The organism is Pseudomonas putida (assembly GCF_050990305.1).
Lineage (GTDB): Bacteria > Pseudomonadota > Gammaproteobacteria > Pseudomonadales > Pseudomonadaceae > Aquipseudomonas > Aquipseudomonas putida_AH.
On the sequence record NZ_CP158817.1, the window covers coordinates 2,978,319 to 3,000,213 of the forward strand.

Consider the following 21,895-nt stretch of genomic DNA (forward strand, 5'->3'; position numbering starts at 1 on the left):
GTGTGATCAGTGGTGTTGCAGAACGGCGGCAGCCCGCGGATCCAGGCTGTAGCTTTTGTCTTCATTGAGCACGATCACGCCTTCGCTGCACAGGCGTTTCAACACCTCGCGCACGCTCAGGAAGGACAGCGGAATGTCCAGTTCCAGCAAATGCGTGTGCACGCCGCGCACCCCCAGGCTGCGATCGTTTTCGGCGGCTGAGAGCAGGGCGTCGATGACTTTGAGTCGAATCAGGCTGGTTCGCAGGCCAAAGCTCTTGAGCAGAAAGCGAATCCGCTCGTTGCCGTGGCGCTCGGTACGCTCCTCGAAAACACTGGCCCCTACGGAAGTACTCTTTGGCGCATTGCTACCGTCCGTTGGCAGTTGCGAGTTGTACATTGCAAAAACTCCTTTTCAGAGCCTGATCAGGAAAAGTGGGCGCTCTTAACAACAAGACGTATCAACCACACAAATCATGAAGACTTAAATGTAGAAATTTCGTCATCGCCGCGTGACCAGTCTGTAAGGCACCGTTGATTCGCGGTCCTTTCGCCTAAATTTTTGCCGTTTGCTTCGTCCCTAACAGGATGCGCAGTGCGTGTCAGTACGCAGAACTGTGACCATCGTTTTTCGATCAGGAGCGAGTGTGATTATTTCCAGCCAGTTAGCCAGGTTGAGCCTGGCGGGTGTATTTCTGGGGCTGAGTCTTGCGGCCAATGCGCGAAGCCTGACTGAGCAGGCCAGTGCCGATATCCGCCGCACCAGTTTCGGCGTGCCGCACATTCGTGCCGCGGACGAGCGAGGGCTCGGTTATGGCATCGGCTATGTGTATGCCCAGGATAATCTGTGCCTGCTGGCCAATGAGATCGCTACGGTGAACGGTCAACGGTCGCGCTTTTTCGGACCGGACCAACTGACGGTCGAAGAGCGCGAGAACCGGGTCAGCGATCTTTTCTTCACTTGGTTGAACACACCGCAGGCGGTCGCCGGATTCTGGCAGGCGCAGCCCCCTGAAGTGCAGGCGCTGATCGAGGGTTATGTGGCCGGGTACAACCGTTCGCTGACAGAGCGGCGGACTCAAGGGTTGCCGCCGCAGTGCCAGGGGGACTGGGTGCGGGAGATTACCGCCATGGACCTGGTCAAGTTGACCCGCCGACTGTTGGTAGAAGGCGGTGTCGGGCAGTTTGCCGAAGCGTTGGCGGGGGCTACGCCACCGACGGCCGTCGTCGCACGTGCCGCAAGACCGATCGCGTTCCAGGTCGCCGACTCGCGTCAGCAGCGTTTCGCCCTGGATCGGGGGAGCAATGGCGTGGCAGTGGGTGGCGAGCGTTCCTTCAATGGGCGCGGCATGCTGCTGGCCAACCCGCATTTCCCGTGGGTCGGCGGCATGCGTTTTTATCAGATGCACCTGACCATTCCCGGCAAGCTCGATGTGATGGGGGCCGCGCTGCCTGGCCTGCCAATGATCAACATCGGCTTCAACCAGCACCTGGCCTGGACCCACACCGTGGATTCGTCCAAGCATTTCACCCTGTACCGGCTGCAACTGGACCCCAAGGATTCGACCCGCTACTTGCTCGACGGCCAATCCCTGCCGATGCAGAAGCAGACGCTGACGGTGGATGTGAAACAGCCGGACGGTTCGGTCAAGGCGGTTTCCCATGTGGTCTATCGCTCGCAGTTCGGCCCGATTGTGCAATGGCCCGGCAAACTGGACTGGGACAACCAGTTTGCCTACAGCTTGCGCGACGCCAATCTGGATAACGACCGTGTGCTGCAGCAGTGGTATGCGATGAATCGCGCCGACAGCCTCAAAGACTTTCAGGACAGCGTGCATAGAATCCAGGGTATTCCTTGGGTCAACACCCTGGCGGCGGACGATCAGGGGCAAACGCTGTACATGAACCTGTCGGTAGTGCCGAACGTCAGTGCTCAGAAGCTGGCGCAATGCAGTGACCCGCGCATCGGCTTGCAAATGATTATTCTCGATGGCTCCAACAGCGCATGCGCCTGGGACATTGATCCGCAGGCCGCGCAAAAGGGCATTTACGCCTCGGATAAATTGCCGCAACTGTTACGCAAGGACTTCGTACAACACTCCAACGATTCGGCGTGGATGGCCAACCCGGCGCAGCCACTCACCGGTTTTTCACCGCTGATCAGCCAGGACAGTCTGCCACTGGGCCTGCGCTCGCGCTTCGCCCTGGATCGTCTGAGCACACTGGCCAAGACCGGCCCGCTCAAGGTCGCGGATTTGCAAAATATGGTGATGGACGATCAGGTGTATCAGGCTGCGCAAGTGATGCCGGACCTGCTGCAATTCTGCGCGGCCGATTTGGGGGTGGATGCCAAAACCCTGGCATCGCTGTGTGCCAGCCTCAAGGCGTGGGATGGCAAAGCGAACCTCGACAGTGGCCTGGGCTTCGTGCATTTCCAGCATGTCATGGAGCCGCTGGAGCAGGCTGCGGACATCTGGCGAGTGGCATTCGATCCGAGGGATCCTCAACACACACCGCGTGGCTTGGCGGTCGACCGCCCACCCGTGGCACAGGCGCTGCGCCAGGCAATGTTGGCGTCGGTCGAACAGGTCAGGGCCTCAGGCCTGAAGCAGGACAGCCGCTGGGGCGATATCCAGGTGGCCAGCAGTGGCGGCCGGCAAATGCCGATCCACGGTGGTCCGGGGACGCTGGGGGTGTACAACGCGATTCAGAGTGTGCCCCGCACCGATGGCAAGCGCGAAGTGGTGAGTGGCACCAGCTACTTGCAAGTCGTGACCTTCGACGACAAGGGGCCGCAGGCCAGGGGGCTGCTGGCGTTCTCACTGTCCAGTGATCCGGCATCGAAATACGCCAATGACCAGACCCTGGCCTTTTCGAAGAAGCAATTGAGTGTGCTGCCGTTTACCGAGCAGCAGATCACGTCCGATCCGCAGTATCAGGCGCTGACGATCCGCGAGCAGGATGAGAAGGCCGGGAAGGTGGCTGCCCATTAATGTGAGGGTCGTTCGAGCGCTTCGCGAAGGCCGCACCCCGCAAGGGCTGCGGCCTTCAGCTTTTTGGGGCGCGTTGTGGCATGGAGTTGACGACCGGATTGCCGTCCTTGTTGCGGGTCAGGTAGACCGGCAGCACTTTGGGCAGGGTCGTGACCAGGGTGTTGAGTTCCTTGATGTTGTAGATGCCGCCAATGCGGATCGCGCCGGTGCTGTTGTCGGCCAGCATCAACGGCGTTTCAAGGTAGCGATTGATCAGCGGCAACGCATCGTTCAGCGCCAGATTGTCCAGCACCAGTTTTCCGCTGCGCCAGGCCAGCGAATTGTCGCCGTCGTACGTCTGGCTGATCCGTGGGATGAAATCGCCATGACCGTAGCTCGCCTGCATCGACGGACCCAGCCTTAAACCGTCCCCCGGCAGGTCATCGTTGCTGCTGACCAGCACCGAGCCTTCGATCAGGTTCACTTTCACCTGATCCTGGTACATCCAGACATTGAACTGGGTGCCGGTGACCCTGACTTTGCCTTCGGCGGCCTTGACCACGAAAGGGTGTGTGGTGTCGTGGCTGACGCTGAAGAAGGCTTCGCCCTTTTTCAGCGTGACTTGGCGGCGGTCCTTATAGTTGCTGTAGGTCAGTTCACTGCCCAGGTTCAGTTCGACCTGGCTGCCATCCTTCAAGGTGACCTGGCGCACATTGTCGGTGGCTTCGAAATGCTGGTACGAATTGGGCAGCCAACCCAGGCTCCACCCGCTATAGGCGGCCAAAGGTAGTGCCAGCGCACACACGGCAGCGGCCACGCCGAATGTCCGCCAGGGTGTCTGGGGTTTGGCTTGCACCAAGGGCACCACGACAGGTTCCGGGCGCGGCAGATCCCCCGCGATCTCCCAGATTTCCAGCATGGCTTCATATTCGAAGGCATGCAGCGGATGGGCGTCGAGCCACTGCTCGAACGCCACGCGCTCTTGCGCGGTGCAGTCATCGGCGTGAAGGCGCATACACCAATGCGCAGCGGCATCGGTGATGGCGTCGTATTCGGCTTGCGAAAGAGAGTTGTCCGTCATTGACTCATCCTGATTTCCTACATTCTAACCATGGAGTAAGTCGACGAGAACATCGGTCATGGCATTTAAACATCAAAGTTGTTTATTTTTCGCTGATGTACTGCAATAGCCTGTCAGTGGAGCGCAGTATCCATGGGCAAAGTGAAAAATTGATCAAAGAGATCGCTGTTGGCGCAATTGCGGCCAGCGTAGCGCGCAGAACTGCAGTTCTGCGCACTTTACAGTTGTCAGGGATTAGCTACTGGCAGTGGGTCCAATTGCCGACCCATTTCACAGATAAGACGTGAGATTGAGTCGGCATTGCGCAAAATGATGTTGATTCGATGTTCGGCGTTTTGTGCATTCAGGAAAACATCACGGGCCTCGTCAATGGTTGGGCTGCCAGTTATCGCGAGAATGGCCTCAGACTCATCATCGGCGCCTATCAGTGAACCTAGACTGATCCATGAGTTCAGGCCGCTGTTCCATCGGGCAAACAACTCTTGCCTGGGGGTTTGTAGTGATAGCGCAGTGCGTTGGAGTTCGACCTGCTCCTGCTTTATCGCCTGACCAAAGCCTGTGATTGTCTCCACAAGATCGCTGAATGGGCGTCTGGCCTCTACGTACACAATATCCACTGCATTAGTAGCCTGGTGAGCCAGCTCGTGGATCAGTACTGCAGCCTGAGCATGCGTCTCGACATCGAAGGGCTGCGTCAAAGACGTTTTATACCAATCAAGTTGTTGATTGAAAAAATGTTCTGTGATGTGTATTCGCTTGTCTGGATCTTCCACATTCACAAAAGCTGTCACACAGGATAAAGGGTTTTTATTTGTACCAATGACCAGTCGGTCGCTGTTGAGCAAATCCTGGTCAGGATCCACTAGCGCATTGCAGACAGGCACGATTGCCGCTTTGATTTTCTGGATCAGGCTGGCATCTACCGTGTTCACATCGAAGTGGTCTCTAAAAAAAGTGTTCAGTCGCGTCCCATGGGCGAGATTTCCCGAGAGCGCCAGATTGTGCAGGCTATTGAATGCATAAAAGCGCGCCAGATCGACAGCCTCTACGAGCATGGCGGCCCGCTCCGGGAATTTGGCGCGAATGTCGGCCATGCCTCGCGCTTCTATATTCAAGACGTATCGCGCCTCGCGGCTGGTGAGAAATCTGTTGTGCATTTTCGACAGGTTCTTTCCGTAATGGACCGTATGGATGTCTGGATCGACGACCAGTTTTTTGTCGCTGGTGACCGCCAGAACGGGGCCTTCCTGCTTGTCTTTGACCATCCGCCATACCGCTCCGGGTTTTTTCACGGAATACACCTTGCCGGCGATGGGGGCGTATAGGCGTTTGGTGGCTGCTTCCAGGTACGTGCCATCAGCCATGTTTTTTGTCAGATCCCTCAATTGCACGGACGATGTTTCGAAATGCTGTAGACGGGTACGCTGCGGTGACGTGGAATCCACCTGCGACCATTGCAGTGCAGTCACCGCAGAGGCAGTCGGTGTGGGTTTGGACGGGGGGGCAACGGCTGTTTCGGTTTGGGCTTCCAGCGACAGTTTACCCAGCGTAAGCATTTGCACTGCACCGCTGATGAAGCTGCGCAATGCAGCTTTCCAGTGATGATCCTGCAGTCCTTCGGCTGAATCCTTAAAGTCTTCGTAGGCTTGCCATAGAAACACCCCATAAGCGAGCTTTCCGGGCAGCAGCCCTGAAAACAGTTTGATTGCGCCGCTGAACAAATGCTTCACCGTTTCCCAGTCTGCAGCGCCTTCGGCTTCAGCCCGAGCGGCGAGCATGCGTGGCAACAAGGCGACGTTGTCATTGAACAAGCGGGTTAATAGATTTCCTCCGATTACACCGGCCCCAAGTGTTATTTCACTCGCTTGTCCTACCGTGGATTTATACAGGTTGCGAAATCCCGAGCGTTCAGTGTCCGGAAGACGCCTGAACAGCAACTCTTGCAAGGGACTGGGCGTGTTGAGTGCTGCGGCTACACTGGCGTCATTTTCGAATTCGGTGAATATCGAGCCTGTGTGATAGGGCGCATACAAGACTAGAGCGCCTTTTTGCCCGCCCCCAGGACCGATCAGGTACAAACCCTTGGCCTCAACGGGGCTCGCGCCGGCCGTCTTGATCAATTGCAGCGGTCGAACGATGGCGTGTGCTCCCTCGACTGCAGCGCGAGCGACGGCGTCCGGCATGTCCAGAACCTGTCGAATCAAATCAAAAGCACCATCAGACAGTCGATGTTGCAGTTTCAGTTCATGAGCGTGATGAAGCAGTTGCCAGGGCACTTGCCGAACAAAGCGCTGCCAACGGGGTACCGCTTGAGTACTGTCAGTCACGAGATTGTCGGTCACGTGTTTGACGTAGGCTTTGTCGATATCGAGCGACAGCAGCAGTTGTTTGATCGCGGCCTGGTCCAGATTCGAAGGCAACGGTTGGTTGGTTGTCGAGGTAATTCTGAAACCGGTGCCCTGGGTCACATTGACATGGTTCAAGGCAAATTCGGTCAAGGATTGAGCCGGACCCGCCAGCGACAAGTTGGGGGTGATCTCGATTTCGTCGGGATTGAGCGTTGTCCCGGCAAATCGGCCGGTAAGCAACGTTTTCAAGGTTTCACGGACATAGGTCCTCAGTGGCTTAATTGCATGCAGGTAGTCTTTGTCATCGGGAACGCTGTTATAAAGCTGTTGGAGCAGCTCGGCATGCAGTTGTTGTTCCTCGACAGGTGCCATCCCGAGCCAGGCGGGAGAGGATTGCTGGAGAGCCATCGCCGTGGCAATGGTTGAGGCTCTGCGCAAGTTGGTGTCGATGACTGTTTGCGTCAACGTATTAAGCGCTTTTATTTGTTGTGCGGGAGACAGCTTCCAGGCATGTACTTGGTCACAGCGTGCCAGGAAGTGGTCAATCGCGGATTGCGCGAGGTGTTGCAAAATATCGCCCTCGATAAGTCGCAGCGAACTGAGCGAGTAGCGGCGGTGGAACTTGCGCTGAGCAGGGGAAAGATTGTCCAGCAGTGCCAGACGCTTTTGTGAGTCGAGCAGACGCAGGTTCAACTGCTGGCGGGCACAGCCGACCGTCTCGAAGACTTCCAGTCCATTTGCGGGCGTCCAAAGTATTGCGCGCCCGGAATGCTGTACATCAAGACCGCCCCGGGTGGTTAGCAATACGCAATTGGCCAAAGTCAGAACGTTTTGCTCACCCGCACATTCAAGAACCAGTGAGTAGACATCGGGGTGAAAACCCCTGACGGCGAGGCGACTTTTTCGATCTGCACGCTCCTGGTTAAAGACGGTTTCAACAATGTGCCAGTCAATGTTTCGCAAGGTGCCGCCCAGTTCCCGCAGGGCAGCTTCCCCGCGCAGGCCGATGGAAAGGGCATCGGCAATATCCGATTTAATGTCCTCCAGATAGGTTCGCTGAAGCGCCAGCGTGCCGATCGGTTGCTTCAAAAACTTGTCGCGCAGCGCCGACTCAACGGAAAGATAAGTCTTGGCCAGACTTTTTGCCGTGTCTCCCAGCACCAGAGAGGGTTGTTTGCCAGACAATACGGGCCGTGTGCTCCAGCGCCCTTGGGCTTCCAGCGCAGGCAGTTGCTCGTTGATCATTGAGCGTATATCCAGCGCCTTGTCGAAATAGGCCTGGATGTTTATCGCGCCGTCACTGTGGCGGAACACCTGCAAGGCGTACTCCATGTTTTGCAGTTGTTTGGTGATGATCGCTTCGAAGAGTGCCGCAAACACCGAGCCGCTGGTGACGGATCCAGACACCTGGGGTTCATCGAAACCGATGAATCGTTGTCGTTCCTCCAGATTCATGAGCTCATAAAGCTCATCGTCGTGACCGGCGACCATGGATTTCTTTTGCAGGGTGGTTTTCAGGTCCTCATGGTCCTTCAGCACCTCAAACCCTTTGGCAGGGGTGTAAAGAAAGGCATGGGAACTGCCTTGGCTGATCATCAGGGAACCAGCGAGTTCTATGTAGTTGGGTGAATATTCCCAGAGACGTACCGTTTCGATGGTCAGCAGCGAAGGTGTTCCCATCGTCGGCTTGATCAGCGGCAGCAAGGTGTCGCTTTGCTCCGGGGTGATGATCCCGTCCTCACGCTTGACTAGCAGATCAGCTCGCGCCTTTTCACCGATGGCTCGTGAGAAGAACGCCCGGCGCGTAGCTCCGTCATTGCTTGCCTGATTCCAGAACCGTTGCAGTTGCGACGATAGGTAACTGATCAGACTATCGGACGCGCGCTTGACTGCTGCTTGCCAGCGGCTCTGGTCGGAGGCCAGCGGTAACAGTCGCGGGTGAGTGAATTCGGCGTGCTGTCCGAGCGGCCAGCGTTGATGTCGGTAAAACGATAACACTGCTTCACGCAAGGGCATGGAGCTGACCCAGGGGCGCGATTTCGAGCTTTTCAGGTCGCCAGTGACGGGTGCTTTTTCGGTGTAAAAATTGACCAGGGTCTGACGCTGGTCCAGGGTTGGAAAGTCCGCTTTGAGCAACTCTTCGAGCATGGTGTCGAGCAGTGTGTCGAGGGTCGGTAGCTTTTGAAGTTCGTTCATCATGGCCTGATCATTGCCGAGCAGGTTGTCTTCGATGACGGTGCGCTGATCCTCGAATATGCCGCCGTCGATGGTCTTGAAACTCACTGTGATGTCGGTGGCTTCGGCCAAAGTTTTACGCGCGACTAATGACATGAACGCCAGTAGCTCATCGTCTTCGTTCGCGCTGTCCAATTGGCTTTTGAGGTGTTCGGACAGCGCTGCGCGGCTGGGGAATTTCCTAATGCCGGTGTACGGCGTGTAGAGAATTTCACCCTTGTCGTCGGGCGTTGCGCTCAACACGAAACTGCCGGCAAGAGGGACAGTCAATTCGCCGGTGCTGACCAGGATGCTCTCGGCGAGCATCGGTGGGGTTTGTTGATTGCGCAATGCATGGGTGAACCATTGCACATGGCGCATCCATTCGAAGTCCTGTTGCGTCAGACCGTGGGCCTTCCCAAGCTCGGTCCAGTGGCCAGGAGCATATCGGGCTTCGGGGAAAAAAAGTGGAGTGGGGGATGCAGGCATTGGCGTGTCTCGTGCTAGGCGCGGTGCGACGCGCCAGTGGATGGAGCCTCGAGACTAAAAGCGGTGATGGGCAGCAGGTGGTAGATAGTTAATGCATGGGCGGGCAACGTTCGTGCAAACAGGCGCAGTGGAGGGTTGACAGGCCACTCGCCACGCGTTGTTAATCGGCGGTCTACATACGCTGTTGCCCCCTCCAATAATTAAAGTCTGGAGCTTCAGATGTCTGCGCCACTCGATCCTGTGTCTACTGCTGTCTCGCAAAACCTGTCCCTCACCCAGCTGACGGCCTTGCTTGAGAAGATATTCCTGCGTCATGGCACCTCGGCTGACGTCGCCCGGGTGTTGGCCGAAAACTGTGCCGGTGCCGAACGTGACGGTGCCCACAGTCACGGCGTGTTCCGGATTCCCGGTTATGTGTCGACGTTGCAAAGTGGCTGGGTAAACGGCAACGCCGTTCCGGTGGTCGAAGATGTGGCCTCGGGTTTTGTCCGGGTCGATGCCGGTAACGGTTTTGCCCAACCAGCGCTGGCGGCTGCGCGGGCCTTGCTGGTGGAAAAGGCTCGCAGTGCCGGTATCGCCGTGCTCGCCATCCGCAACTCCCACCATTTCGCCGCGCTGTGGCCGGATGTCGAGCCCTTTGCCTATGAAGGACTGGTGGCGCTCAGCGTGGTCAACAGCATGACCTGCGTGGTGCCTCATGGTGCTGATCGTCCGTTGTTCGGCACCAACCCCATTGCTTTTGCCGCGCCTCGCGCCGACGGCGATCCGATAGTCTTCGATCTGGCGACCAGCGCCATCGCCCACGGCGACGTGCAGATTGCCGCGCGCAAGGGCGAGCGTCTGGAGCCGGGCATGGGCGTGGACAGCCTCGGTCAGCCGACCCAGGATCCCAAAGCGATTCTTGAAGGCGGCGCCTTGTTACCGTTCGGCGGACACAAAGGCTCGGCGCTGTCGATGATGGTAGAGCTGCTGGCTGCGGCGTTGACCGGTGGTAACTTCTCGTTCGAGTTCGACTGGAAAAATCACCCTGGCGCCAAAACGCCGTGGACCGGGCAGTTGTTGATCGTCATCGACCCCAGCAAGGCCGCTGGACAGAGCTTTGCCGAGCGCAGCCAGGAGCTGGTGCGACAGATGCATGGGGTGGGGCTCAAGCGATTGCCAGGTGATCGGCGTCATAGTCAACGCGCGAAATCGCAAGCCAATGGGATTGCACTGGATGCGCAGACGCTGGCGAATCTGCGGGAGCTGGCCGGGCTCTAACCTGTAGGAGCGAGCTCGCGATGAGCGTGAACGATAACGCTCATTGGCGGGTGGAGCGCGTCGCTCTCGAGCTAATCGCGAGCAAGCTCGCTCCTACAGGGGGTAATGCCTGCCTTATTTATTTAGCGGCGAGCCAGCAACAACCCCACCACCAGTCCGAAACCGGCCGACACCGCCACCGTTTGCCATGGATGGCCGCCGATGTAGGTTTCGGTGGCCTCGACCGCGGGCAGCGTCCGGTCGCGAACGCTGGTCACCGAGTTGCGGGCCTGCTGGAGTTTCAGGGCGATTTGCCCGCGCAGTGTCTCTGCTTCCTCACCCACCAGTGAGGCGCTGCTTTTGAGCAGTTTTTCCGACTCTTCTATCAGCGTCTGAAGCTCGCTGAAGGCTTGATCCTTGATCTGCTCTTCGGCGGCTTGGGAGGCGGTTTTACGGGCCATTGACGTACTCCTTGCAGGTAAGTGGGCAGTGAACAATGGAGTGCGCCGCGATTGAAAAAGTTGCAGCGATTTTGCGTGCTGGCGCCATCCCGAAGAAAATCCTGGGCAGAAGGATTCGTCCTACAGTGTAAGATGTCGGCTATTTACGCAGCAGGAAATTTCCATGAGCTTCAATCTGGCCGAAAAATCCCTTGCCGAGCGTGCGGAGATCGAAGACGAAAAGTCCCGCCTGTTCGAACTCTGGCAAAACAACCTGGGCAAAGCCAAGGGCGAAGCCGCCCGGTTGTTCGGTGAACGCGGCAAACGCAAAGGCAAATGGGCCGAGTGGGTTCGTGCCGAACTGGACGGCATGTCGCCACCGGAGTTTTCGAACATGGTGCGCAGTGAAGTCAACCGCTTGATGGCGGCCAAATAACCTCTACCAACCCATTCCTGTAGGAGCTGCCGAAGGCTGCGATCTCTTGATTTTGCCTTTTAAAAACAAGATCAAAAGATCGCAGCCTGCGGCAGCTCCTACATAAAGCTTGCGACAATCGCTTCACGCACCTTCAACACCACTGGATCGAGTTGGGCGCTGGTGCGCCAGCCCAGCTCGATCGGGTAGCGCGGCAATGCCAGAGGGCAGGGCAGCAGCGCCAGGCCGCTGATCGCCGCAATGCTGCGGGCCGCATGGGCGGGAATGGTCGCCACCGCCTGACTGCCCTTGAGCAGGTGCGGTAGCGCGGCAAAGTGAGTGGTCGAGGCGCAGACCCGCCGGCTCAGGCCCAACGCCGCCAATCCCTCGTCGGTGATGCCGATAAAGCCCCCCGACGACACCAGGATGTGCTCGCGGCTGACGAACTCATCGAGATCGATGCCTTCTTGCCCGGCCGCCAGACTCTGCGGGTCCACCAGGCACGCATAACCGCCTTCACCCAAGACCTGACGACTGAGCATGCGTTCGGCAAAGCCACCGGCGGTAATGGCCAGGTCGATGCTGCGCTCCATCAAGGCCTGGGCGACGATCTGGCTGTGAGTCTGGCGAAAAATCAGGCGCAGCTTCGGCGCCCTGCGTGCAACTTCTTCGATCAGTCGCCGGCCGTAGGCAATCTCGAAATCGTCCGACATGCCCACGGTGACCGAGCGTCCGTCGTAATGATCGGCATCAGGGTCGACCATTGCCAGGCTCTGCCGGCATTTGTTCAAGGCATCGCTGACCACGGGTTTGAGTTGATTGGCCTTGAGCGTGGGGGCCAGGCCGCGTCCGGTGCGCACGAACAACTGATCGCCATACACCTCGCGCAGGCGACGCAGTGCTGCGCTGACCGCTGACTGCGTCACGCCCAGGCGCAGTGCGGCGCGGCTGGCACTGGATTCCTCGTGCAGCGCCTCGAAGACTTTGAGCAGATTGAGATCGATGTTGGCGATATTCATTGAGTTCATGTCATTGAGCCGGGAACGGCGCCTTCGCCAGGGTCCGATCGACCACGCGGATACGATTGCGGCCACCGCGCTTGGACTCGTAGAGCGCGTTGTCACCTTGCTCGATCAAATTCGCCAAGCTGATGGGTGGATGGTCAAACAGGTCGGCTCCGATGCTCAGGGTCACGGCTTGCGGCGTGGCGAATGTTTGTGCGGCGGCGTCGTGAAACTGCTCACGCAGCGAGCTGCCCAGCGCCTCGATGCGCTCACTCGAGGCATGCCTGAGCAAGATGACGAACTCGTCGCCGCCCAGCCGCGCCGCCAGCGCGCCTTCGGGCAGTACCGAACGAATCATGTCGCTCAGCGTGACCAGCAGTCGGTCGCCCGCCATATGGCCATACAGATCATTCACCAGTTTGAAGTTGTCGATATCGATCAGCAGCAAGGCGCCCGGTCGCGAGGTTGAAGCCTCGGCCAACAGGTTCGGTGCCCGCAATTCGAGGGCCCGGCGGTTGTAGAGGGCGGTCAAGGGGTCGCGTTCGGCCAGCCGCGCAATTTGCTTTTCCCGCCGGTAGCGTTCGGTACCGGTCATGGAGAGCGCGATCAGCATGATCGCCATCACACCCTCGACCAGGGAAACCTGAATGATCTCGCCGCGCAAAGAGGCAAGATCGATCAGCGTGCCCGGTATGACGGCCGTCATCGCCTTGGCGATATAGAACACGCCATGGGCCAATAGCACATAACGCAGTTGTACCGCCCCAACACTCAGCGATTTGCCATGGGGCCGCAGCAGGAAACTGGCCCTGAGCGACAACAGCGCGACCAGCAGCGAATTGGCCAGCAGCATGATCTTCGACCATGCCGGATCGTCCGGCAGAAACAGCAGGGCCGTCCAGGTGATGAAAATCAAGTACCAGGCCCGAGACAGGCGCACCTGGGTGAAACGCGCGACGCCCAGCAGGAAAAACCAGTGCGCCACCACCAGCAAGCCGTTGGCGAACCAGATGCCGATCAACAAAAGGCCGCTCATGCGCAGCAGGGCGAGTGTCGAGCCCACGCTGATCGTGGCAAAGCCCGCGCTCCAGAACAGCAGCGAGGTTTCGCGAATGCTGCGCCACTCGATCGCCAGGTACAGCGCGGCGGCGGCTGCGAGCGCGACCGAGATGGTCAACAGGGTGGGAGGGTCGAGCGTCATAGCCGTGTTGCCTGTCTGATATGCGGTGAAAAGGCAGGATTGTAAGCGTTTGAGCCGATTTTTCGCAGCGTTGAGGGTATCTGTAGCACCGCCTTGCTCGATAGCGCCAAACGCTGTGTGTTGCTCCACTGTAGGCGATATTCATATAGCTCATATCATTTAACAGTGAATAGGGCTTTTTCAACGATCAGATGGTGTTTGAGAATGAGCGTCACCTGATGCCAACGGAGCTACCGTGATGCCCAAATCCATTGTTGCCGCGCTGCAAATCGGCGCCTTGCCTGGTGGCAAGGCCGACACGCTGGAACAGATTCTGTCTTATGAAAACGCAATCATCGATGCCGGCGCCGCACTGGTGGTGATGCCTGAAGCACTGCTGGGCGGTTACCCCAAAGGCGAAGGCTTTGGCACGCAACTGGGCTATCGGCTGCCGGAAGGGCGTGAGGCCTTTGCCCGCTATTTCGCCAATGCCATCGATGTGCCCGGCGTGGAAACCCAGGCGCTGGAAGGGCTGTCGGCGCGGACCGGCGCCAATCTGGTGATCGGCGTCATCGAGCGAGCGGGCAGCACGTTGTACTGCACCGCGCTGTATTTCGATCCGCAGGCGGGCCTGGTGGGCAAGCACCGCAAATTGATGCCCACCGGCACCGAACGCCTGATCTGGGGCAAGGGCGATGGCTCGACCTTGCCGGTGATCGACAGTCAGGTCGGACGGATCGGTGCGGTGGTGTGCTGGGAAAATATGATGCCGCTGCTGCGCACTGCGATGTATGCCAAAGGCGTGCAGGTGTGGTGCGCACCGACGGTGGACGAGCGAGAGATGTGGCAGGTCAGCATGCGCCACATTGCTCATGAAGGCCGCTGCTTCGTGGTCAGCGCCTGTCAGGTTCAGGACTCACCGCAGGCCTTGGGTGTGGAGATCGCCAACTGGCCGGCCGACCGGCCGTTGATTGCCGGCGGCAGCGTGATTGTCGGGCCCATGGGTGATGTCCTGGCCGGGCCGATGCGTGGCGAGGCAGGCTTGCTTACGGCACAAATCGACACCGACGAGCTGGTTCGCGCCCGTTATGACTACGATGTGGTCGGGCACTACGCGCGACCTGACATCTTCGAGTTGAGCGTGGATGAGCGGGCCAAACCGGGTGTTCGCTTCAACGCCTGACCGCTTGTGTACGACACCGCCCCTCTGTAGGAGCGAAGCTTGCTCGCGATAGCGGTGGATCAGTTGTCCTCAATATAGACAGTGCGACCGTCATCGCGAGCAAGCTTGGCTCCTACAAGGGTATCAGCGGGTGCCGACAACCGGTGGCGTGGCATCCGGGTTTTCCATGACCTGCAGAATCGAGGCTTCCGGATCGAAGTCGTCTTCTTCCAGCTCAATGAACTCTTCTGGCAGGAAGATATTTAGAACGATTGCGCACAGAGCACCGACAGTGATCGGCGATTCGAAGATGTTGTGCAGCGCCTTGGGTAACTCGCGCAAGACCTCTGGCACCGCCGCCACGCCCAGGCCCATGCCGATGGAAATCGCCACGATCAGCATGTTGCGCCGATGCAGGCCCGCTTCGGCGAGGATCTTGATCCCGGCCACGGCCACGGTGCCGAACATCACCAGCTCCGCGCCACCGAGCACCGGTTTTGGCATCAATTGCAGCACCGCGCCAATCATTGGGAACAGCCCCAGCAGCACCAGCAGGCCGGCGATGAAAAACGCCACGTAACGACTGGCCACGCCGGTCAGCTGAATCACGCCATTGTTTTGCGCGAAGGTCACCATCGGCATGCTGTTAAACACTGCGGCCATGGCCGAGTTGAGGCCGTCGGCCAGCAACCCGGATTTGATCCTGCGGATGTAGATCGGGCCTTTGACCGGCTGCCGGGAGATCATCGAGTTGGCGGTCAGGTCACCGGCCGCTTCCAGCGGCGACACCAGGAAAATCACCGCCACCGGCACGAACGCCACCCAATCGAAGGAGAAGCCGTACTTGAACGGCACCGGCACGCTCATCAGCGGCACGGCGGGCAGGCTGGCGAAATCGACGTGGCCCAACAGCCAGGCGACGGCATAGCCCAGGGTCAAGCCGATGACAATCGCCCCCAGGCGCAGGAACGGCACATCCACTCGGTTCAACACCACGATGGTGCCGAGCACCAGCGCCGCCAGACCCAGGTGGCTGGCCGCACCGAGATCGGCGGCACCGAAACCGCCGGCAATGTCGGTCATGGCGACCTTGATCAGCGACAGGCCCATGAGCGTGATGATGGTGCCGGTCACCACCGGGGTGATCAGCATCCGAAGCTTGCCAATGAACTGGCTCAATACCACTTCGATAAACGCGGCGAAAAAGCACACGCCAAAGATCGTCGAGAGGATTTCATCGGTACCGCCGCCCCGGGCTTTGACCATGAACCCGGCACTGAGGATCACGCTGATGAACGAAAAACTGGTGCCTTGCAGGCACAAAAGGCCGGAACCGACAGGGCCGAAACGCCGCGCCTGCACGAAGGTGCCCAGGCCGGAGACGAACAGCGCCATGCTGATCAAGTACGGAATCTCGCTTTGCAGGCCCAGGGCGCTGCCCATGATCAGCGTCGGGGTGATAATGCCGACAAAACTGGCGAGTACGTGTTGCAGGGCGGCGAACACGGTGGCGGTCAGGTGCGGGCGATCGTCGAGGCCGTAGATCAGATCATTATTGTGTGGGGCAGGGGGCTTTTCAGAGGCGGTCATGAGGGTGTGCAAGCCAAAAAGGCAGGCCGGGTCAGAAAATGGAGGCGCAGGATGCCAGAAAGAATCTATTGTCGAAACCCAATCCTGTGGCGAGGGGATTTATCCCCGTTGGGCTGCGAAGCGGCCCCAAATCCTTTCCAGTCGATACAACTGACAAACCGCGCTGCCTGGGTTTAGGACTGCTTCGCAGCCCAACGGGGATAAATCCCCTCGCCACAGATCATCTCCTTGGGTACTGCGTCCAGCTTTCAGCTCAGGCAAACGCCGCCAGTAAATCCTCTTCAAAGGCCTTCTGCGCATCCCCCGGTACTTGCGCACGATGGCGCGCCAGGTGGAAGGCCACGTCGAAGCTCATGCCTTCGCGGCGCACGACCCGCAGCAGGCCCTTGTCCTCCCAGCTACGGGCAAAGTGATCGGGCAGATAGCCGATGTGCTTGCCGGACAGGATGAAGGCAAGGGTGCCTTCGACCTGTTCCGAACGTGCCGAACACCGTGTGCCTTGAAACGGCTCGTCGCTGCGCAGAAAGCGGTAGGGGTGGTCGACGCGATCACAGGCCAGCAAGGCCTGATCATCCGGCGACTCATCGTTGAAGAGCGGATGGCCGGCAGCGCAGTACAAATGCTGGGTTTCGATAAACAGTTCGCGGTAATCGAACGCACTCTGAATCTGTGAAAAATAGCCGATGGCCAGATCCAGGCGCTGTTGCAACAGCAAGCGTTCCATTTCGCCGGGCATGGCGCTCATCAGCTCGATGCGCACCGATTCGTCGCGCTCGCGAAAGCGCCGGATCGCCTCGGCCACCCGTTGCAGCACCGATTGATCCAGCGCTTCGGACAAACCCAGACGCACTTCGCCGATCAGCCGTCCGGCCACGCCGTTGGATTGATGGCGGAACGCTTCGATGGACTCGAACAACCCGCGCGTGGCAACGAGCAGCTGTTCACCCTTGGGCGTGATCCGGAACCCGCCCTTGCCGCGACTGCACAATCGATAGCCGAGCCGGGTTTCCAGTTTGGCCATTTGCTGGCTGATGCTGGATTGGCTCAAGCCAAGTTCACCCTGGGCTGCGCTGAAACCACCGCATTCCACCACGCTGACGAACAGACGCAACAGTTGCAGGTCCAGGTCGTGGAGTTGACCGAGCATCAAACATTACTCCTGGGTAATGTCAGGTTAATTGACTTGGTATTTTACCAATGTATCCGACGACGCATCCTGCCACCACTTCCTTCGGTCAGGTGTTCGTCATGGCTCCCGTATTCAAGATGTGTGTCCCCGCGCTGTTCCTTGCCATGGCCGCAGCGGCCCAGGCCGAGGATAACGTCGTCAATCTCTACAGTTGGGCCGATTACGTCGCCCCCGAAACCTTGCAGCGCTTTGAACAGGAAACCGGCATTCACGTGCGCTACGACACCTTCGATGCGCCGGAAGTGCTGGAAACCAAATTGCTCACCGGCGGCAGTGGCTATGACGTCGTGGTGCCGTCGTCCAGCGTCCTGGCACGCGGCCTGGCGGCTGGCGCGCTGAAGCCCATTTCCCATGAAGGCCTCAAGGGGTACTCAAACCTTGATCCGGATCTGCTGGAAAAACTGGCGGCGGTCGACCCTGGCAACCGCTATGGCGTGCCCTATACCTGGGGCACCCTGGGCCTGGGGATGAACGTCGAAGCGGTGCAAAAACGCTTGCCGAACGTGCCGCTCAATAGCCTGGATCTGTTGTTCAAGCCTGAATACGCCAGCCAGCTCAAGGACTGCGGCATTGCGATCATCGACTCACCCCAGGAAGTGATTGGCCTGGCCTTGCACTATTTGGGCAAAGACCCCTACAGCACCCACAAGGAAGACCTCGACGCGGCCCAAACGCTGCTGCACCAGTTGCAGCCGTCGGTGCTGTACGTCGCCAGCGGGCGGCAGATCAACGACCTGGCCAATGGCAGTGTCTGCCTGGCACTGGCTTATAACGGTGACGCCAGCATGGCCGCCGACCAGGCGCGCAAGGCCAACAAGCCTTACGAAATCGCCTATCGGATACCGAAGGAAGGCACCCTCGTGTGGCAGGATAACCTGGCGATCCCCACGGACGCGCCGCACCCCGAAGCCGCCCGCCAGTTCATCGAGTTCATGCTGCGCCCCGAGTCGGTTGCCGCGCTGACCAACACCCTGTTTTTTGCCACCGCCAACCAGGCCGCGACGCCGCTGGTGGATGAATCCGTGCGCACTGACCCGGACATCTATCCACCCGCCGACGTTCGTGGTCGGCTCTACGCCGACCGCAGCATGAACCTCAAGGACATGCGCCAGCGCACCCGCGTGTGGACCACCTTCCGTAGCCGCCAATAATTAGGAGACCTTGATGGACGTTCCGATGCAAAACGATCAGGCGATGACCCGCGACAGTCTGTATGGCACTGCCGCCGAAAGCACCTACGCCGGCATCACCAGTTTCATGCGTCGTCGTTACAGCCGCGACTTGCGCGGCGTCGATGTCGCAGTCAGCGGCGTGCCGTTCGACACCGCCACCAGCAACCGCCCCGGCGCGCGCTTCGGGCCGCGGGGCATTCGTGCAGCGTCCACCGGGATCGCCTGGGAGCGCCACTGGCCATGGACGTTCGACCCGTTCGATCATCTGGCGGTGGTGGACTTCGGTGATTGCGACTTCGATTACGGTTCCCCGCAGTCGACCCCGGAATGCATCGAGGCCCACGCCGAGCACATCCTTAACGCGGGCAGCGCGATGTTGACCTTCGGTGGCGATCACTTCATCACCTATCCGCTGCTCAAGGCCCATGCCCGCAAACATGGCCCGCTGTCGCTGATCCACTTTGACGCGCACAGCGACACCTGGCCGGACGAGGCGGGCAAGCGCATCGACCACGGCACCATGTTCTGGCATGCGGCGAAGGAGGGCCTGGTCGATCCGTCGCGTTCGGTACAGATCGGTTTGCGCACCACTAATGATGATCATCAGGGCTTTGAAGTGCTGGATGCGCGGCAGGTGCATCGACGGGGGGTGGAGGCGATTGTCGAGGCCATCCGGGCACGGGTCGGTGACCACCCGGTGTACCTGACGTTCGACATCGATTGCCTCGATCCGGCCTTTGCTCCTGGCACCGGGACCCCCGTGTGCGGCGGTTTGAGTACGGTGCAGGCGCTGGAAATCCTCGGCGGATTGCGCGGGATCAACCTGGTGGGCATGGACGTGGTGGAAGTGGCGCCGGCCTATGACAACGCGGACATCACCTCCCTGGCGGCGGCAACGCTGGCGATGGAGATGCTGTGTCTGTATGCCGCCAAACATAAAGTCGATCGATAGCACAGATGTGCAGTGACCTCACTGCCGTCATCGCGGGCAAGCCTTGCTCCTACAGGATTTTCGTCGAACACAAAATATATGAACGATACAAAACCTGTAGGAGCGAGGCTTGCCCGCGATGTTTTTTCAGGCGACGGGGATTATCGGCAGATCCAGGGTTACACCGCCGCTAAACCGGGCAACAGAACCGGAAATTGATTCATGCGGCACGCCCTTGGCCACGCTGCTGACGCCATCGAGCCGCGCCAGTTGATCGTCATCTAACTGCACGTCCAACGCCCCCAATGTTGCATCCAACTGTTCACGAGTCCGCGAACCAAGAATCGGAATCAACGCGGTGGTCGAGCGTTTTGCCTGTTCACGCAGCCAGGCGATGGCCACGTGGGTCGGGGACGCGTCCAGCTCGGCTGCGACCGCCAGCAAGGTGTCGAGGAGCGCGGTTTCGCGGGCGCTTTTCTCGCTGTGAACCAGCACCCCAAGTTTGCTCGCGCGGTTGTCACCCACGCTGGTGCGGTACTTGCCGGTGAGGAATCCACCACCCAGCGGTGACCACAAGGTGGCAGCCAGTCCCAGGGCCTCAGCCATGGGCAATTGCTCACGCTCCGCAGTGCGCTCGGCCAGGCTGTACTCGACCTGAATCGCGGCAATCGGCGCAAAGCCGCGCACCTCGGCCAGCAGGTCGGCCCGGGCAATGCGCCACGCCGGGAAGTTCGACAGCCCGGCGTAATGGATCTTGCCGGCGCGTACCAGATCGTCGAAACCCCGCAGGATCTCCTCCATCGGCGTTACGCCGTCGCTCATGTGCGCCCAGAACAGATCGAGGTGGTCGGTGTTCAGTCGCTTCAAGCTCTCTTCGACGGCGCGAATCATGTTCTTGCGGTTGTTGCCGGTATGGGAAATGCCGGCCGCCGGTGTCGTGCCCAGGGTGTATTTGCTGGCGATGATCAGGCGATCGCGCTCCGGGGCGATGAACTCGCTGAGCATGGCTTCCGACTGACCACCCTGATAACCATTGGCGGTATCGATGAAGTTGCCGCCAGCTTCCAGATAACCGTCGAAAATGCGTTTGGCTTCGTCACGTTCGGCGCCATGGCCCCAACCCGTGCCGAAATTGCCGGCGCCTAACGCCAGTTCGGACACCCGCAGGCCGGTTTTACGACCGAATACTTTGTAATGCATGGGATGACTCCTGATGGTAGCGTCGAGGGTTTTATAGATTACGTAAGACATTTATAAAATATTACGCTAGTAATTTCTGCGTCAAGTTGCCTTTTCGTGGATTGATCGGCGGTCGGTCAGCAAGACATTTCAATGAAGGCAGCGTCGACTGCTGGCATACTGCCGCGCATGAATGTCGACTCCCCACTCAGTGCCTGGCAGCACGCCATCGAACAAAAGGGCTTCGTCCAGGATGAAGCTCAGGAACATGCTGTCTGGGCCTTGCAAAAATGCCATGAGGCGCTGCATGAAGGGCGCACGCCGATCCTGGGCGTATACCTCTGGGGCCCGGTCGGGCGGGGGAAGACCTGGTTGATGGACCAGTTCTTCCAGAACCTGCGCGTCCCGGCGCGGCGCCAGCACTTTCACCATTTCATGGGCTGGGTGCATCAACGTTCCTTTCAGCTCACCGGCACTGCCGATCCCTTGAAGGCCCTGGCTCGAGAACTGAGCGAAGAAGTGCGGGTGCTGTGTTTTGACGAGCTGTTCGTCAATGACATCGGCGATGCGATCATCCTCGGGCGCTTGTTCCAGGTGATGTTCGATCAGGGTGTTGTGGTGGTTTGCACCTCCAATCTGCCTCCAGACCAGCTGTACGCCGATGGCTTCAACCATGACCGCTTCGTGCCGGCCATCGCCGCGATCAAACAGCACATGCAGGTGATCGCCGTGGACGGCGGCGAAGATCACCGCCTGCATCCGGGGCAGGGCCTGCAGCGCTATTGGGTGGCTGCCCCCGGACAGCCCTGCGCACTGGATGACGTGTTCAAAGTACTGACCGTGGGCCAAACGGTGTGCGCAGATCCGCTCAAGGTCGGCTACCGTTCGCTCGTCGTGGTGCAGGCGAGCAAAACCGTGCTCTGGTGCCGTTATGCCGATCTCTGTGAACAGCCGTTTGCCGCAATGGATTTCATGGCCCTGTGCGACACCTTCAGCGCTATCCTGTTGAGTGAGGTGCCCAACCTGAGCGCTCAAAAACGTGCCGGCCGCATTGCCCGGGGCACTGAAGACGGCGCCGTTCGGGTGGAAGCAGGGGATCGCCAATTGCCGCAGTTGTCGGTGCATGACGACGGGGTGCGACGTTTCATTGCCCTGGTGGACGAGTGCTATGACCGCAAAGTGCCGCTGTACCTCGAAGCGCAGGTACCGATGGATTCGCTCTACACCGAGGGTTATCTGGAATTCCCGTTCCGCCGCACCCTCAGTCGCTTGCAGGAGATGCAGCTGCAACGCTTTGCCCAGGCATGAGATC

The 21,895-nt window shown here is 59.2% G+C and carries 16 protein-coding genes; 7 read left to right on the top strand and 9 right to left on the bottom strand.

Annotated features, from left to right (window positions below; genetic code table 11):
- Positions 1-6: 6 nt before the first annotated feature.
- Positions 7-378, bottom strand: coding sequence for a fe2+ zn2+ uptake regulation protein (locus ABTV22_RS13570; protein WP_433740849.1), 372 nt, complete (start codon positions 376-378; stop codon positions 7-9).
- A 247-nt stretch (positions 379-625) separates the two neighbouring features.
- Between ABTV22_RS13570 and pvdQ the strand changes: the two genes are divergently transcribed.
- Positions 626-2,971 carry a bifunctional acylase PvdQ gene (gene pvdQ, locus ABTV22_RS13575; RefSeq protein WP_433740850.1) on the top strand — a complete coding sequence of 782 codons (2,346 nt, stop codon included), beginning with the start codon at positions 626-628 and terminating at the stop codon, positions 2,969-2,971.
- A 55-nt stretch (positions 2,972-3,026) separates the two neighbouring features.
- Here pvdQ and ABTV22_RS13580 read toward each other — a convergent pair whose 3' ends face one another.
- Both ABTV22_RS13580 and ABTV22_RS13585 read right to left on the bottom strand, forming a co-directional pair.
- Positions 3,027-4,031 (bottom strand): FecR family protein, encoded by a 1,005-nt coding sequence (locus ABTV22_RS13580; protein WP_433740852.1) that lies wholly within the window; start codon positions 4,029-4,031, stop codon positions 3,027-3,029.
- A 227-nt stretch (positions 4,032-4,258) separates the two neighbouring features.
- Entirely contained in the window at positions 4,259-9,082 is a 4,824-nt protein-coding gene (locus ABTV22_RS13585; RefSeq protein WP_433740853.1) for a dermonecrotic toxin domain-containing protein, read from the bottom strand.
- 219 nt (positions 9,083-9,301) lie between these two features.
- On the opposite strand from ABTV22_RS13585, the gene ABTV22_RS13590 reads away from it, so the two are divergent.
- Positions 9,302-10,342, top strand: coding sequence for an Ldh family oxidoreductase (locus ABTV22_RS13590; protein WP_433740854.1), 1,041 nt, complete (start codon positions 9,302-9,304; stop codon positions 10,340-10,342).
- Positions 10,343-10,464: 122 nt separating this feature from the next.
- Here the strand turns inward: ABTV22_RS13590 and ABTV22_RS13595 are convergent, their stop codons facing one another.
- Positions 10,465-10,782 (bottom strand): DUF883 family protein, encoded by a 318-nt coding sequence (locus ABTV22_RS13595; RefSeq protein WP_433740855.1) that lies wholly within the window; start codon positions 10,780-10,782, stop codon positions 10,465-10,467.
- A gap of 163 nt (positions 10,783-10,945) precedes the next feature.
- Here ABTV22_RS13595 and ABTV22_RS13600 point away from each other — a divergent pair, with 163 nt between their 5' ends.
- Positions 10,946-11,197 (top strand): hypothetical protein, encoded by a 252-nt coding sequence (locus ABTV22_RS13600; RefSeq protein WP_433740856.1) that lies wholly within the window; start codon positions 10,946-10,948, stop codon positions 11,195-11,197.
- Positions 11,198-11,295: 98 nt separating this feature from the next.
- Here the strand turns inward: ABTV22_RS13600 and ABTV22_RS13605 are convergent, their stop codons facing one another.
- Positions 11,296-12,204, bottom strand: coding sequence for a LysR substrate-binding domain-containing protein (locus ABTV22_RS13605; protein ID WP_433740857.1), 909 nt, complete (start codon positions 12,202-12,204; stop codon positions 11,296-11,298).
- A gap of 1 nt (position 12,205) precedes the next feature.
- On the bottom strand, positions 12,206-13,381 hold the full coding sequence (locus tag ABTV22_RS13610) for a GGDEF domain-containing protein (protein WP_433740858.1): 1,176 nt from the start codon (positions 13,379-13,381) through the stop codon (positions 12,206-12,208).
- A 238-nt stretch (positions 13,382-13,619) separates the two neighbouring features.
- On the opposite strand from ABTV22_RS13610, the gene ABTV22_RS13615 reads away from it, so the two are divergent.
- Positions 13,620-14,543 (top strand): carbon-nitrogen hydrolase family protein, encoded by a 924-nt coding sequence (locus ABTV22_RS13615; RefSeq protein WP_433740859.1) that lies wholly within the window; start codon positions 13,620-13,622, stop codon positions 14,541-14,543.
- 123 nt (positions 14,544-14,666) lie between these two features.
- Here ABTV22_RS13615 and ABTV22_RS13620 read toward each other — a convergent pair whose 3' ends face one another.
- Entirely contained in the window at positions 14,667-16,112 is a 1,446-nt protein-coding gene (locus ABTV22_RS13620) for a nucleobase:cation symporter-2 family protein (RefSeq protein ID WP_433740861.1), read from the bottom strand.
- A gap of 253 nt (positions 16,113-16,365) precedes the next feature.
- Positions 16,366-17,259: a LysR family transcriptional regulator gene (locus ABTV22_RS13625; RefSeq protein ID WP_433740863.1), complete on the bottom strand. Its 894-nt coding sequence runs from the start codon at positions 17,257-17,259 to the stop codon at positions 16,366-16,368.
- 101 nt (positions 17,260-17,360) lie between these two features.
- Here ABTV22_RS13625 and ABTV22_RS13630 point away from each other — a divergent pair, with 101 nt between their 5' ends.
- Positions 17,361-18,452: a polyamine ABC transporter substrate-binding protein gene (locus ABTV22_RS13630; protein WP_433740865.1), complete on the top strand. Its 1,092-nt coding sequence runs from the start codon at positions 17,361-17,363 to the stop codon at positions 18,450-18,452.
- A gap of 13 nt (positions 18,453-18,465) precedes the next feature.
- Entirely contained in the window at positions 18,466-19,425 is a 960-nt protein-coding gene (gene speB / locus ABTV22_RS13635) for an agmatinase (RefSeq protein ID WP_433740868.1), read from the top strand.
- A gap of 126 nt (positions 19,426-19,551) precedes the next feature.
- Here speB and ABTV22_RS13640 read toward each other — a convergent pair whose 3' ends face one another.
- The gene (locus ABTV22_RS13640) at positions 19,552-20,604 is read right to left on the bottom strand and encodes an aldo/keto reductase (RefSeq protein ID WP_433740870.1); all 1,053 of its coding nucleotides are present in this window, start codon (positions 20,602-20,604) and stop codon (positions 19,552-19,554) included.
- Between the two features lie 168 nt (positions 20,605-20,772).
- On the opposite strand from ABTV22_RS13640, the gene zapE reads away from it, so the two are divergent.
- On the top strand, positions 20,773-21,891 hold the full coding sequence (gene zapE, locus ABTV22_RS13645) for a cell division protein ZapE (protein ID WP_433741390.1): 1,119 nt from the start codon (positions 20,773-20,775) through the stop codon (positions 21,889-21,891).
- The last annotated feature ends 4 nt before the right edge of the window (positions 21,892-21,895 follow it).

Coding starts and splice junctions, on each gene's coding strand:
- ABTV22_RS13570 (WP_433740849.1), bottom strand. CDS start 378: ATGTACAACTCGCAACTGCCAACGGACGGTAGCAATGCGCCAAAGAGT.
- ABTV22_RS13580 (WP_433740852.1), bottom strand. CDS start 4,031: ATGACGGACAACTCTCTTTCGCAAGCCGAATACGACGCCATCACCGAT.
- ABTV22_RS13585 (WP_433740853.1), bottom strand. CDS start 9,082: ATGCCTGCATCCCCCACTCCACTTTTTTTCCCCGAAGCCCGATATGCT.
- ABTV22_RS13590 (WP_433740854.1), top strand. CDS start 9,302: ATGTCTGCGCCACTCGATCCTGTGTCTACTGCTGTCTCGCAAAACCTG.
- ABTV22_RS13595 (WP_433740855.1), bottom strand. CDS start 10,782: ATGGCCCGTAAAACCGCCTCCCAAGCCGCCGAAGAGCAGATCAAGGAT.
- ABTV22_RS13600 (WP_433740856.1), top strand. CDS start 10,946: ATGAGCTTCAATCTGGCCGAAAAATCCCTTGCCGAGCGTGCGGAGATC.
- ABTV22_RS13605 (WP_433740857.1), bottom strand. CDS start 12,204: ATGAACTCAATGAATATCGCCAACATCGATCTCAATCTGCTCAAAGTC.
- ABTV22_RS13610 (WP_433740858.1), bottom strand. CDS start 13,381: ATGACGCTCGACCCTCCCACCCTGTTGACCATCTCGGTCGCGCTCGCA.
- ABTV22_RS13615 (WP_433740859.1), top strand. CDS start 13,620: ATGCCCAAATCCATTGTTGCCGCGCTGCAAATCGGCGCCTTGCCTGGT.
- ABTV22_RS13620 (WP_433740861.1), bottom strand. CDS start 16,112: ATGACCGCCTCTGAAAAGCCCCCTGCCCCACACAATAATGATCTGATC.
- ABTV22_RS13625 (WP_433740863.1), bottom strand. CDS start 17,259: ATGCTCGGTCAACTCCACGACCTGGACCTGCAACTGTTGCGTCTGTTC.
- ABTV22_RS13630 (WP_433740865.1), top strand. CDS start 17,361: ATGGCTCCCGTATTCAAGATGTGTGTCCCCGCGCTGTTCCTTGCCATG.
- speB (WP_433740868.1), top strand. CDS start 18,466: ATGGACGTTCCGATGCAAAACGATCAGGCGATGACCCGCGACAGTCTG.
- ABTV22_RS13640 (WP_433740870.1), bottom strand. CDS start 20,604: ATGCATTACAAAGTATTCGGTCGTAAAACCGGCCTGCGGGTGTCCGAA.
- zapE (WP_433741390.1), top strand. CDS start 20,773: ATGAATGTCGACTCCCCACTCAGTGCCTGGCAGCACGCCATCGAACAA.